Consider the following 13,536-nt stretch of genomic DNA (forward strand, 5'->3'; position numbering starts at 1 on the left):
TCGCTTTCGGTGCCGGTGAGCCAGTGCCGATTCTTTCACGTCCGCCGGAGCGGTGAAGTCCTGGCGGGCGCCTTATCCGGCACGGGGGGTATTGTCAAGAGGGTTCTGCTCACCTTGGTGGGCGATTTTTATGCCGTAGACGAGACAGCACCGCCGAGACACACCGACCAGCCACAGGAAACGGAGTGCACACGTGACGCGCAGCGTGTACGTCACCGGGATCGACCGCGGCGACGGCCGCCAGGTCGTGGAACTGGGGGTCATGGAGCTGCTGACCCGGCAGGTCGACCGGGTGGGTGTGTTCCGCCCGCTCGTGCACGACCGACCCGATCGGATGTTCGAGCTGCTGCGGTCGCGGTACCGCCTCTCCCAGGACCCGGCGACCGTCTACGGCATGGACTACCTCGAAGCGTCCGCGCTCCAGGCCGAGCAGGGCACGGACGAGCTGGTCTCCGCGCTGGTCGACCGCTTCCACCTGGTGGCCCGGGACTACGACGTGGTCCTCGTCCTCGGCACCGACTTCGCCGACACCCAGCTGCCGGACGAGCTGTCCTTGAACGCCCGACTCGCCAACGAGTTCGGCGCCTCCGTGATCCCGGTGGTGGGTGGCCGCAAGCAGACGGCCGAGGCCGTGCTCGCCGAGACCGTCAACGCCTACCGCGCGTACGACGGGCTGGGCTGCGACGTCCTCGCCATGGTCACCAACCGGGTGGCCCGTGAGGACCGCGACGCGATCGCCGAGCGGCTCGCGGACCGTCTGCCGGTGCCCTGCTACGTGGTGCCCGACGAGCCCGCGCTGGCCGCGCCGACCGTCGCGCAGATCGCCCAGACCCTCGGCGCCAAGGTGCTGCTCGGCGACGACTCCGGGCTCGCCCGGGACGCGCTGGGCTTCGTCTTCGGCGGTGCGATGCTGCCGAACTTCCTGAGCGCCCTGACCCCGGGCTGCCTGGTCGTGACCCCGGGCGACCGCGCCGACCTGGTCGTGGGCGCGCTGGCCGCGCACAGCGCCGGCACCCCGCCGATAGCCGGCGTGGTGCTCACCCTGAACGAGGTGCCGAGCGAGGAGATCCTCACGCTGGCCGCCCGGCTCGCCCCGGGCACCCCGGTGATCTCGGTCTCCGGCACCAGTTTCCCCACCGCCGAGCACCTCTTCGCCATGGAGGGGAAGATGACCGCGGCCACCCCGCGCAAGGCGGAGACCGCGCTCGGCCTGTTCGAGCGGTACGCCGACACCGCCGAGCTGGCCCGCCGGGTCTCGGCGCCCAGCAGCGACCGGGTCACCCCGATGATGTTCGAGCACAAGCTGCTCGAACAGGCCCGCTCCGACAAGCGAAGGGTCGTTCTGCCGGAGGGCACCGAGGAGCGGGTGCTGCACGCGGCCGAGGTTCTGCTGCGCCGAGGCGTGTGCGACCTGACCCTGCTCGGCCCGGTCGACAAGATCCGCAAGAAGGCCGCCGACCTGGGCATCGACCTCGGCGACACCCAGCTGATCGACCCGGCCACCAGCGAGCTGCGCGACGGCTTCGCCGAGCAGTACGCCCGGTTGCGCGCCCACAGGGGCGTGACGGTGGAGCTGGCCTACGACGTCGTCTCCGACGCGAACTACTTCGGCACCCTGATGGTCCAGGAGGGGCTGGCCGACGGCATGGTGTCGGGCTCGGTGCACTCCACGGCGGCCACCATCCGGCCCGCCTTCGAGATCATCAAGACCCGGCCGGACTCCTCGATCGTGTCGTCCGTCTTCTTCATGTGCCTGGCCGACAAGGTGCTGGTCTACGGCGACTGCGCGGTCAACCCCGACCCGAACGCCGAGCAGCTGGCGGACATCGCCATCCAGTCGGCGGCCACGGCGGCGCAGTTCGGCGTGGAGCCGCGGATCGCGATGCTTTCGTACTCGACCGGTACGTCGGGCTCGGGCGCCGACGTCGACAAGGTGCGCGAGGCGACCGAGCTGGTGCGCTCGCGGCGGGCCGACCTGAAGATCGAGGGGCCGATCCAGTACGACGCGGCCGTGGAGCCGTCCGTCGCCGCAACCAAGCTGCCCGAGTCCGAGGTCGCCGGGCAGGCCAGCGTGCTGATCTTCCCCGACCTCAACACCGGCAACAACACCTACAAGGCCGTGCAGCGCTCGGCCGGCGCGATCGCCGTCGGGCCGGTCCTGCAGGGCCTGCGCAAGCCGGTCAACGACCTGTCCCGCGGCGCGCTCGTCCAGGACATCGTCAACACCGTCGCCATCACGGCGATCCAGGCCCAGAACCCGAGCGAGAAGGCGTCCGAGCAGTGATCACCCCGACCCGAGTCCTCGTCCTCAACTCCGGCTCCTCGTCGGTGAAGTACCAGCTGCTCGACATGCGCGACAGCAGCCGGCTGGCGGTGGGTCTGGTCGAGCGGATCGGCGAGCAGACCTCCCGGCTCAAGCACACCTGCCGCACCACGGGCGAGACCCGTGAGCACAGCGGCCCGATCGCCGACCACGACGCGGCCCTCAAGGCGGTCGCCGAGGAGCTGGGCCGGGACGGCCTGGGCCTGGACTCGCCGGAGCTGGCCGCGATCGGGCACCGGGTGGTGCACGGCGGCATGTTCTTCACCGAGCCCACCGTCATCGACGACGAGGTGCTCGCCGAGATCGAGCGGCTGATCCCCGTCGCGCCGCTGCACAACCCGGCCAACCTCACCGGCATCCGCACCGCGCGGGCGCTGCGCCCCGACCTGCCGCAGGTCGCCGTCTTCGACACGGCGTTCCACACCACCATGCCGGAGTCCGCGGCCCGCTACGCGATCGACCCGAAGATCGCGGACCGGCACCGCATCCGCCGTTACGGCTTCCACGGCACCTCGCACGCGTACGTCTCCCGGGAGACCGCGCGGCTGCTGGGCAAGGACCCGTCGGAGGTGAACCTGATCGTGCTGCATCTCGGCAACGGCGCCTCGGCGTCGGCGGTGGAGAAGGGCCGGTGCGTGGACACCTCCATGGGGCTGACGCCGTTGGAGGGCCTCGTGATGGGTACGCGCTCGGGCGACCTGGATCCCGCCGTCATCTTCCATTTGGCGCGTGTTGGCGGAATGTCCATGGACGAGATCGACACTCTTCTCAACAAGAGGAGCGGTCTGTTCGGCCTGTGCGGGGACAATGACATGCGGGAGATCCGCCGCCGGATCGACGAGGGCGACGAAGCGGCCGCGCTCGCCTTCGACATTTACATTCACCGGCTCAAGAAGTACATCGGCGCCTATTACGCGGTGCTCGGCCGGGTGGACGCGGTCGCGTTCACGGCCGGGGTCGGCGAGAACGCGGCGCCGGTGCGGGAGGCTGCGCTCGCGGGCCTGGAGGGGCTGGGCCTGGCGGTCGACGGCGAGCTGAACGCCGTACGCGGCGACGAGCCGCGGCTGATCTCGCCCGAGTCCGGGCGGGTCGCGGTCGCCGTGGTGCCGACCGACGAGGAACTGGAGATCGCCACGCAGACCTACGCACTGGTCGAAAAGAGCAATTGAGCAATAGGCAGTACAGCTGAGCAGTGGAGCTGAGTAATACACGGCAGTAACACGCCTGAGCGCATGTCCGCCCATTTGTATCTTCCGCCAGACGGAATATTCCGCAGCGAAACAAACCGATAGGATCGCCCCATGCGCCGTTCGAAAATCGTCTGTACTCTCGGCCCCGCGGTCGACTCCCACGAGATGCTCGTCGCCATGATCGAGGCGGGTATGAATGTGGCCCGCTTCAACTTCAGCCACGGCACCCACGCCGAGCACCAGGCGCGGTACGACCGCGTCCGTGCGGCCTCGAAGGAGACCGGCCGGGCCATCGGTGTCCTCGCCGACCTGCAGGGCCCGAAGATCCGCCTGGAGACCTTCGCCGAGGGTCCGGTCGAGCTGGAGCGCGGTGACGAGTTCGTCATCACGACCGAGGACGTACCGGGCGACAAGCACATCTGCGGTACGACGTACAAGGGGCTGCCGGGCGACGTCTCGCGCGGCGACCAGGTCCTCATCAACGACGGCAACGTCGAGCTGAAGGTCCTGGACGTCGAGGGTCCGCGGGTGCGGACGATCGTCATCGAGGGCGGTGTCGTCTCCGACCACAAGGGCATCAACCTGCCCGGTGCGGCGGTCAACGTCCCGGCGCTGTCCGAGAAGGACATCGAGGACCTGCGCTTCGCCCTCCGCATGGGCTGCGACATGGTCGCCCTGTCCTTCGTCCGCGACGCCAAGGACGTCAACGACGTCCACCGCGTGATGGACGAGGAGGGCCGCCGGGTCCCGGTGATCGCCAAGGTGGAGAAGCCGCAGGCGGTCGACAACATGGAGGACGTCGTCCTGGCGTTCGACGGCGTGATGGTCGCCCGCGGTGACCTGGCCGTCGAGTACCCGCTGGAGAAGGTCCCGATGGTGCAGAAGCGCCTGGTGGAGATGTGCCGGCGCAACGCCAAGCCGGTGATCGTGGCGACCCAGATGATGGAGTCGATGATCACCAACTCCCGGCCGACCCGCGCCGAGGCCTCCGACGTGGCCAACGCGATCCTGGACGGTGCCGACGCGGTCATGCTGTCGGCGGAGTCCTCGGTGGGCGCCTACCCGGTCGAGACGGTCAAGACGATGTCGAAGATCGTCACCGCGGCCGAGCAGGAGCTGCTCTCCAAGGGCCTGCAGCCCCTGGTCCCCGGCAAGAAGCCGCGCACCCAGGGCGGTTCGGTCGCCCGTGCGGCCTGCGAGATCGCCGACTTCCTCGGCGGCAAGGGGCTGATCGCCTTCACCCAGTCCGGCGACACCGCCCGCCGCCTGTCCCGCTACCGCGCGGCCCAGCCGATCCTCGCCTTCACCACCGACGAGGGCACCCGCAACCAGCTGGCCCTCAGCTGGGGCGTGGAGCCCCACGTCGTCCCCTTCGTCAACAGCACCGACGAGATGGTGGACATGGTCGACCAGGAGCTGGCCAAGCTGGGCCGTTTCAACCCCGGCGACACGGTCATCATCACCGCCGGCTCGCCCCCCGGCGTCCCCGGCACCACCAACATGGTCCGGGTGCACCACGTGGGCGGCGAGAGCAAGTAACGCTCCCCGCAAGGGCCTTGTACGACAGTGAGGGCGCCCCCTGTGGCAGGGGGCGCCCTCGGTCCGCGGCGGGGCCGGTCGGCCCCGCGGCGGTGGCCTCACCCGGTCGGCGGCGCTCCCACCGTCTCCCGAAGCCACGCGTTGCCGCCCAGTTCCGGATGGGCGGTGGTGATCAGCCGTACGGCCTCGGCCTTCGCCCGCTCGGCGAGCCCACGCAGCTCCTCCCAGGTCAGCTCGGCCGTGGCCGGCGGCCACTCCGTCGTGAGGCTGACGGTCGTCGCCTCGCGGCGGAAGGAGTAGACGTGCTGGGTGAGGGAGGCCTCGACCGCGACGTCACCACGGGTCTCCAGCTCTCGCACCGCGTGGTCCAGCAGCAGGGCGATGTCGACCACGGGCTCTCCCAACAGCCGCACGCCGAGGTCCACGCCGTGGACGACGAGCCGCAGGTCGGCCTTGAAATACCTCAGGCAGAAGTCCGAGGCCGTCAGGTCCGGGGCCTGCGGCCGCCAGTGCGGTGACCAGGATTCGTCGTCAGCGCGCGGCTCGAAAGAGAAGTCGATCATCTGTCCTCCCTTTCCCTCACCAGATGTTCTTTGTTGGCCGAGGAGCAGCCCAGGGCACTGGTGTCGAACAGTTCGTTGCCGGCGACGGGCTTGTACGCCTTCGCCCAGGCGTCGTCGCCGGTGTCGAAGGCGTCGAACACCTTCTTGGCCTGATCCAGGGATGCCTGGCCGGGGTGAGGGGTCGGATTCCCGGCAGCCCTGCTGTACAGCTGCTGCTGAGTGCCGAGGGTGAAGGCGACGATGTCCCGGCCGAACTCGGGCGCCCAGAAGTCGCGGCCCTGCGAGTCGTTCACCGCACGGTACGGCTTGTTGCTGTCGTCCAGCTTCGTCTGGCGGTCCCGGAAGGCGTTCAGAGCCGCGATGCCCGCGTCCCTGTCCTTGAGGGCGGCCTGCGCCCACTCGCCGAGCGAGGCGTCCGGAGTCACGAACGCGCGCAGGGCGGTGTCCGTACCGGTGAGCTTCGCCGCCGCGGCCGACTTCAGTTCGGGGCCGCCGAAATGCACGGCCTGCCCTGCCTGGCAGCGATCCTTGCGGGGCTGAGCGCCGAGGCTGATGCGCAGGGTGCGTTCGTACGGGTTGGCCGGATTGTCCCCCGGTTCGTCGGCGGCCGCGGGGGCCGCTGAGACGAGTCCACCGAGCACGGCCGACGCCGTCACGAGCGCGACGGCCGCCAACCCCCGTTTCATGCCCCGTACTTGGCTTCGTCTGTGTGGTCTTCTTCGTGTCGTTCGCACGTCGATGCCTACCTGGATGGTCAGTCCGGACGGTCGGTCTCGTCCGCACAGAAGGAAGGCAGGCCGAAGCGTCGGCGAGAAAGCCAGGAAATGAAAAGGTCCCCGTCCGTGCCGCGTGCGGTCAACACGCGCCCCCCGCGCCCCTCCCCATGGGACGAGATCATCATGACAGTGGACGTATCTTTACGAGACCCTTAATCGCCCTTGAGTTCGAGCCAAAGCCGCACGCGAAAGCTGTAAAGAGCCTCCGAAGATCGTGGCCCGGCCTTCCACGATGGAGGACCGGGCCACGGTGTTGCGGCTCCCGAACGGGTTTGCGGGGGTGCTCAGTCGGTGGTGTACAGGTGCATGCCGGGCACGTGGAGGTCGCCACCGAACTGGGCCGCCTGCGTCACCTTCACGTTGGTGAAGTAGATCAGCGGGATGTTCAGCGGGGGCGGGCTGTCGGGGCTGAACGTCACCGGGATCAGGCCGAACAGGTTGCCCGAGATGCTCTGGGTGTACATCACGGTGTCGCCGTTGCGGATGGTGGACGTCGAACCCTTGGCGGCCTGCACGTGGTAGACCTTGCCGGACTGCTTGTCGTTGACCGTCTGGTGCAGGTCACCGATGTCGGTCCCGCCGGAGATGACGTACTTCAGCACCTTCTTCGTGGTGCCGCCCGCCGTCTTCACCTCGACGATGCCCTGGTAGTCGGCGCCCTTCAGCAGCAGCGAGCTGGCGTTCAGGTACCACGGATCGTCCGCCACCACCACCTTGTTGTCGACGCCGCTGACGGCGTCGGTGGCCGCGGGGCAGTCGGCCGTCGACGTCGAGGAGCTCGCGGAGGGGCTGGGCGTGGCCGACTCGGCCGCGTCCTTGACCGCCTGGGTGGTGCCCTCTGCGGTCTTGGAGACCGTGTCGGTGGTGTTCTTCACCGTGTCCGTGACCGTCTTGGCGGCCTTGGTCGCGGTGTCCTTGACGGTGTCTGCGGCGCTGCCCTTGTCCGAGGAGCCGGACGAGGACGACGTGGCCGGCGACGACGACCCGGACGCGGACGGCGTCGGGCTCGCGGAAGTACCGGAGTCCGTCTTGCCGCCGGTGAGGACGTCACCGATGTCACCGATCGTGTCGCCGATGGTGTCCAGGATGGTGCCACCGCTGCTCTGGGACGCCGACGGGGTCGGCGTGGCCGTGCTGCCGCCACCGGATCCCGAGGAGCCGGAGTCCGAACCCGAGCCGGAGGTGGCCGTCGGCGTGGGCGTGGGCGTTGCCTGGTCGCCGGAGCCCGAATCCGACGACGAGGTCTTGCCCGTCGTCTTGCTGCCCTGGGTCTCGGCGGACGCCGTGGGGGTCGGCGTGGCCGTGGCGGTGGACTCGCTCGCGGACGGCGACGGCGAGGCCGAGGCGTCCTTGGAGCCGTCCAGCGCCGCGACGCAGTCCTTGTAGTCCGCGGCCTTCTGGCTGTTGGACGTGCCGGCGCTGTCCGCGAGGGCGAGCGACGACGTGAAGCCCAGGCCCATCAGCACCGCCGTCGGCATCGCCACGGAGGCTATCGCCTTGCCGGCCGGCATGTGGAACCTGACGAACAGCGGCTTCCTGGGGGCCGCGTGGCGGGGCCCGGTTCTCGCACGGGACGCGTCCACATCGGCCCCGTGGGTCACCTCGTCAGCCGGCACTGTGCCTCCCGTTCGCCCCGTTGACCGGGCTCGTTCCTGACAGGTCCTTCGACTCGCTCACCTCGTCCACGGCCTGGTGCGGCAGCGATACGGCGTCGGGAGCACCCCCCTCCACCGGGGCGTCCGCCGCCGGCGGCTCCGGCTCGGGCGGCACGCCCGGCACCCAGGCGACGGCCAGCGCGCCGCCGACGAGGGCGAAGAGGAAGCCCACGATGAAGCCGCCGAAGTTGGACACGGGGAGGGACACCAGCGCCAGCAGGATCGCGGCCACGCCGGCGAACGTCCGTACGTGCTTCTGGAACCAGAGTGTGAAGCCCAGGACGATGAGCAACACGCCGATGATCAGGGACCCGGCTCCCGCGGTGGTGGACATCGCAAGCGTCAGATGACCGAGCTTGAGGTGGTAGTACGGGAAGTAAATGATCGGAAAGCCGCCGAGCATGACGAACAGGCCAGCCCAGAACGGCCGGGTGCCCCGCCAGACGCGGAACTGCAACCTCCGGCGAGTGAACTGGCCGGGTGCGGCAGGAGTCTCGGCGCTCATGGAAAGCTCCCTGGTGCGGCTTGCTGTGGTGGAGGTGGTACTTGCGACGGAGATGTGGGTGGTGCGTGAAGAAGCGGGTGAAGGCGGAACGGGCGGGGAGTCCGTCGGCCCCCCGCCCGTCACCCCGTGCTCAGTGCACGATCTGGCACTCGTCGGCGCCCTTCGACAGCGCCATGTGCAGCCCGCTGAGCTTGAAGGTCGCCGCCGTGGTGGCCCACGCGTGCTGGCTCACGTCGGTCAGCACCGCCGAATCGGCCTGCTGGGCGAAACCGGCCGGGTTCGCCTTGTCACCCGGGTGTATGCCCTTGCTGGTCTCCCCCGCCGCAACACCGATGTCGATGTGGCTGAAGGTGGCGTTCGCATCGAGGTCGTTGACGTCGATGTAGAGGTTCTCCGCGTGCACCGGCGTTTCACTGCCGGCGGTCAGCTTCAGGGTGACCGTGCCCACCAGCGGCAGGTCCGGCGTGACCACGGACTGACACATGTTCGTGATGTCCGCGGAGCTGAAGCCGGACACGGCGACCGCGTGGGCGGCGTCCTTCTTGCCCGACATGCTGTAGCCGGTGTCGATGGCCCCGTACTGGACGAAGTCCTTACCCTCGAGCTTCGAGGCGGTGACCTTGAACTCCTGGCCCGACACACTGAACGACGCGGCGAGCGCGCCCTGCGCGAGGGCCACACCGACACACGCCGTTGCGGCGACGCTGGGCACCATGACCACAGCGAACCGCTTCCATCTGGTCCCGCCACGCACCTGGGACTCCATATTTCCTCCTTCTCGGACGTACATCTCCTGGCCCGGACTCGCCCCCAGTCGGCGGCTCAGCCAGGCAGGGATGGGAGAAGTGCTACGTCCTCGGGAAGGAGAGCGCCCGTACCCTTCAGGCGCGAACCGCGCCCGAATCACCGGCGATCACCCCCGAGCGACAACCACTGGTCGCGCCTGACACACATCACGCACAACCGCTGGACAGGCTCCGCCGTTCCGGCGAAGACCCCCCTGCCCCAGAGCCGGCGCCACTGCCGCCGACTCTGCTCGGTGGGGACCCAGAGTCTCCCGTGACCCAACCGGCTGCCGGGGTACGGGATTGGACCGAGCGTCGCCGATCGTGGTGCATTCTCGCGCCGGGCACAAGGGGGTTCGTTACTCGCTAGTAACGGCCGGATAACCGAACAACGACCCGCTGGTCTCGAACTGCAACCCTCGGTGGCATCCAGGGGGAGAGCAAAGTCCTTTATTTCAGGACGAAACCAGACAGTTCAAGGGCCCTGATTTACTGCGAGTAACAGCGGCCGCGATTACCAAGATTTGGTAAAGCGCGGCCGCCCTGACGCCTCGTCGGCAAATTTTTCACCCCGGCATCACAAGCCGTGGCGTTTAGTAACTGGTCAGAACAGGGCGCGGGCCAGGGCCCGGCGGGCCCCGATCACCCGCGGATCCTCGGGACCCACGACCTCGAACAGCTCCAGCAGCCGACGCCGCACCGCGTCCCGGTCGTCACCCACCGTGCGCCGCACGGTCTCGATGAGCCGCCCGAAGGCGTCCTCCACATGACCGCCCACCAGGTCGAGGTCGGCGGCCGCGATCTGCGCGTCCACGTCACCCGGCTTCTCGGCGGCCTCCTTGCGCACCTGCTGCGGGTCCATACCCTGCACCCGCTGGAGCAACTCCGCCTGCGCGAGACCGAGAGCGGCCTCCGTGTTGGCCGGGTCGTCGGTCAGTACGTTCTTGTACGCCTGGACGGCCCCACCCAGGTCGCCCGCGTCCAGCGCCTGTACGGCGGCCTCCAGCAGGGCGTCGTACGGGCCGGCCGGCACCTCGCGCTCGGCGGCGGCGCCCGGCTGCGCGTCCGGGTCGACGGTCAGGCCGGTCAGCCCGAAGCGCTGCTCGGCGACCTGCACCAGCTGGTCCAGGGTCTGCCGGATCTGCTGCTCCCCGGCGGCCCCCTGGAAGAGCGGCAGCGCCTGCCCGGCGACGACCGCGAACACGGCGGGGATCCCCTGAACCCCGAACTGCTGCATCAACATCTGGTTGGCGTCGACGTCGATCTTGGCGAGCAGGAAGCGCCCGTTGTACTCGACGGCCAGTCGTTCCAGGACCGGGCTCAGCTGCTTGCAGGGCTGACACCACTCGGCCCAGAAGTCGATGACGACCGGGACTTCGGCGGAGCGCTGCAGGACATCGCGCTCAAAGCCGGCTTCGTCGACATCGATGACGAGATCGGCCGGGGAGACGGCCCCCGCCCCGCCCTGCCGGGCGGCTTCGGCGCGCGCCTGCTCGGCCTTGGTCTTGGCCTCCTGGGCCGCCTTCACCGCGGCGAGGTCGACGACGCCGCTCATGGACATGTTCCGTGGCTGCATGCGTCTATCCTCCCCCGTTCCCGCGCATGAATGAAAAAGCGATGTGGTTGGCGCCGGGGTCCCCACCCCACGCCGGTGGTCGTCGCCCGTGTACGTCCCTCACGAGCTTTCGCTACGAGTCGTAGCGTAATGGCATGCGGGGGTCCCGCGACACCACGCACCGGTGATCTCCCTCACGGCCCCACAGAAACGGCCGGTTATCGTCGTGGGATGCAGAGCCGCACCCCCGCCAGCCGTACCGGACGCCCGCGCAGCGCGGCCGCGGACGCCGCGATCCTGGCTGCCACCCGTGCGGCGCTGGTGGAACTCGGCTGGTCCAAGCTCACCCTCGGAGACGTGGCGACGCGGGCCGGGGTTGCGAAGACGACGCTGTACCGCCGCTGGGCCGGCAAGCACGAACTGGTGGTCGACGCGGTCGCCGAACTCTTCGACGAACTGGAACTGCCCGACCGCGGCAGCCTGGCCGCCGACATCGAGGGCGTGGTCCTGCAGTTCGCGGCGATCCTGGACCGCCCGGAGGCCCGCAGCGGCCTGATGGCGGTGGTCGCGGAGTCGACCCGCGACGACGCCCTGCGCGAACGCATCCGCGCCTCCATCGTGGACCGCCAGATGCGCCTGGTCCTGGAGGGCCGCGCCCGCGCCCAGCGCCGCGGCGAACTCCCCCCGGAGCCGGACCCCGCGGAATCCGCCCGCACGGGTGACCTCATCTTCGACATGGTCGCGGGCGCGGTGGTCCACCGCACCCTGGTGAGCGGCAAGCCGGCGGACGAGGAATGGGTACGAAGCTTCACCCGAGTACTACTGACGGGCCTCGCGTCTCAGCAGTGATCCACCGAGCGACCGAGGCCCGCCCCGGGCAGCGGCACTAGAAGCCCGCAGGCTCCGTGTACACCCCCCACTCGTCCCGCAGCACCCCGCAGATCTCACCGAGGGTCGCCTCGGCCCGCACCGCGTCCAGCATCGGCTCGATCATGTTCGCCCCGGAGCGAGCCGCGGCCAGCATCCCGTCCAGCGCCCCCCGAACCGCCGCCTCGTCCCGCGCGGCCTTCCGGGTGCCCAGCACCCGGACCTGCTCCCGCTCCACCTCATGGCTGACCCGCAGGATCTCCAGGTCCCCGGTCACCGACCCGGTGTGGACGTTGACGCCCACGACCCTCTTCTCACCCTTCTCCAGCGCCTGCTGGTACCGGAACGCGGACTCCGCGATCTCCCCGGTGAACCAGCCGTCCTCGATCCCGCGCAGGATCCCGGAGGTGATGGGCCCGATCGGGTGCCGCCCGTCCGGGTGGGCCCTGAGCCCCCGCTCCCTGATCTGCTCGAAGATCTTCTCCGCGTCCGCCTCGATCCGGTCCGTCAGCTGCTCGACGTACCACGAACCACCCAGCGGATCCGCCACGTTGGCGACGCCGGTCTCCTCCATCAGCACCTGCTGGGTGCGCAGCGCGATCTCCGCGGCCTGCTCGCTCGGCAGCGCGAGCGTCTCGTCCAGGGCGTTGGTGTGCAGCGAGTTGGTCCCGCCGAGCACGGCGGCCAGCGCCTCCACGGCCGTACGCACCACGTTGTTGTACGGCTGCTGCGCGGTCAGCGACACACCAGCGGTCTGCGTGTGGAACCGCAGCCACTGCGCCTTCTCGCTCTTCGCCCCGTACACGTCCCGCATCCAGCGGGCCCAGATGCGCCGGGCCGCACGGAACTTGGCGATCTCCTCGAAGAAGTCGACGTGGGCGTCGAAGAAGAAGGAGAGCCCCGGTGCGAACACGTCCACGTCGAGCCCGCGCGAGAGCCCCAGCTCCACGTACCCGAACCCGTCGGCGAGCGTGTACGCCAGCTCCTGTGCGGCCGTGGCCCCGGCCTCGCGGATGTGGTAGCCGGAGACGGACAGCGGCTTGTAGGCGGGGATGCCGGCGGCGCAGTACTCCATGAGGTCGCCGATGAGGCGCAGATGGGGCTCCGGCTGGAAGAGCCACTCCTTCTGCGCGATGTACTCCTTGAAGATGTCGGTCTGGAGGGTCCCGTTGAGCACCCCCGGATCCACACCCTGCCGTTCGGCGGCGACCAGGTACATGCAGAAGACGGGTACGGCGGGCCCGCTGATCGTCATCGACGTCGTGACGTCACCGAGCGGGATGTCCTTGAACAGGACCTCCATGTCGGCGGCCGAGTCGATCGCCACCCCGCAGTGCCCGACCTCGCCCAGCGAGCGCGGGTCGTCGGAGTCGCGCCCCATCAGGGTCGGCATGTCGAAGGCCACGGACAGACCCCCGCCACCGGCGGCGAGGATCATCTTGTAGCGCTCGTTGGTCTGCTCGGCGTTGCCGAAGCCGGCGAACTGGCGGATCGTCCAGGTGCGCCCGCGGTAGCCGGTCGGATGGAGCCCGCGCGTGAAGGGGTACTCCCCGGGCCAGCCGATCCGATCGAATCCCTCGTACGTGTCCCCCGGCCGGGGTCCGTACACCGGCTCCACGGGATCGCCGGAGAGCGTGGTGAAGTCTGCGTCGCGCTTGCGCGCGGCGTCGTATCGGGCCTGCCAGCGTCGGCGGCCCTCCTCGATGGCGTGAGCGTCCATAGCATCGAATTTACTTGGACGTCCTAGTAAATGTCGATGCCCGCCGCTCCAGCGGCTG

General features: G+C 69.4%; 11 protein-coding genes. 4 read left to right on the plus strand and 7 right to left on the minus strand.

Annotation, left to right across the window (positions count from 1 at the left end; translation table 11 throughout):
* Positions 1 to 193 precede the first annotated feature (193 nt).
* The 3 genes from pta to pyk all read left to right on the plus strand — a co-directional run bounded on the left by pta (position 194) and on the right by pyk (position 5,052).
* Positions 194 to 2,284 (plus strand): phosphate acetyltransferase, encoded by a 2,091-nt coding sequence (gene pta / locus ACWC5O_RS13120; RefSeq protein WP_450580776.1) that lies wholly within the window; start codon positions 194 to 196, stop codon positions 2,282 to 2,284.
* Positions 2,284 to 3,492: an acetate kinase gene (locus tag ACWC5O_RS13125; protein ID WP_450581093.1), complete on the plus strand. Its 1,209-nt coding sequence runs from the start codon at positions 2,284 to 2,286 to the stop codon at positions 3,490 to 3,492. Before pta ends, ACWC5O_RS13125 begins: the two co-directional genes overlap by 1 nt.
* Positions 3,493 to 3,624: 132 nt before the next feature.
* Positions 3,625 to 5,052 (plus strand): pyruvate kinase, encoded by a 1,428-nt coding sequence (pyk, locus tag ACWC5O_RS13130; protein WP_450580777.1) that lies wholly within the window; start codon positions 3,625 to 3,627, stop codon positions 5,050 to 5,052.
* A 98-nt stretch (positions 5,053 to 5,150) separates the two neighbouring features.
* On the opposite strand, the gene ACWC5O_RS13135 is transcribed toward pyk, so the two are convergent.
* The 6 genes from ACWC5O_RS13135 to ACWC5O_RS13160 all read right to left on the minus strand — a co-directional run bounded on the left by ACWC5O_RS13135 (position 5,151) and on the right by ACWC5O_RS13160 (position 10,912).
* Positions 5,151 to 5,615, minus strand: a complete 465-nt coding sequence (locus ACWC5O_RS13135) for a hypothetical protein (protein ID WP_450580778.1) — start codon at positions 5,613 to 5,615, stop codon at positions 5,151 to 5,153.
* A complete protein-coding gene (locus tag ACWC5O_RS13140) occupies positions 5,612 to 6,301 on the minus strand; it encodes an ALF repeat-containing protein (RefSeq protein ID WP_450580779.1) in 690 nt (229 codons plus the stop codon). Before ACWC5O_RS13140 ends, ACWC5O_RS13135 begins: the two co-directional genes overlap by 4 nt.
* A gap of 374 nt (positions 6,302 to 6,675) precedes the next feature.
* Positions 6,676 to 8,007, minus strand: coding sequence for a hypothetical protein (locus ACWC5O_RS13145; protein WP_450580780.1), 1,332 nt, complete (start codon positions 8,005 to 8,007; stop codon positions 6,676 to 6,678).
* Entirely contained in the window at positions 7,997 to 8,551 is a 555-nt protein-coding gene (locus ACWC5O_RS13150; RefSeq protein WP_450580781.1) for a DUF6114 domain-containing protein, read from the minus strand. Before ACWC5O_RS13150 ends, ACWC5O_RS13145 begins: the two co-directional genes overlap by 11 nt.
* A gap of 130 nt (positions 8,552 to 8,681) precedes the next feature.
* Entirely contained in the window at positions 8,682 to 9,317 is a 636-nt protein-coding gene (locus ACWC5O_RS13155; RefSeq protein WP_450580782.1) for a DUF6230 family protein, read from the minus strand.
* A gap of 623 nt (positions 9,318 to 9,940) precedes the next feature.
* On the minus strand, positions 9,941 to 10,912 hold the full coding sequence (locus tag ACWC5O_RS13160) for a tetratricopeptide repeat protein (RefSeq protein WP_450580783.1): 972 nt from the start codon (positions 10,910 to 10,912) through the stop codon (positions 9,941 to 9,943).
* A gap of 210 nt (positions 10,913 to 11,122) precedes the next feature.
* Between ACWC5O_RS13160 and ACWC5O_RS13165 the strand changes: the two genes are divergently transcribed.
* Positions 11,123 to 11,740, plus strand: coding sequence for a TetR/AcrR family transcriptional regulator (locus ACWC5O_RS13165; RefSeq protein WP_450580784.1), 618 nt, complete (start codon positions 11,123 to 11,125; stop codon positions 11,738 to 11,740).
* A gap of 37 nt (positions 11,741 to 11,777) precedes the next feature.
* Here the strand turns inward: ACWC5O_RS13165 and ACWC5O_RS13170 are convergent, their stop codons facing one another.
* The gene (locus ACWC5O_RS13170) at positions 11,778 to 13,478 is read right to left on the minus strand and encodes an acyl-CoA mutase large subunit family protein (protein WP_450580785.1); all 1,701 of its coding nucleotides are present in this window, start codon (positions 13,476 to 13,478) and stop codon (positions 11,778 to 11,780) included.
* Between the last annotated feature and the right edge of the window lie 58 nt (positions 13,479 to 13,536).

It is taken from the genome of Streptomyces sp. NPDC001450, from assembly GCF_053597295.1.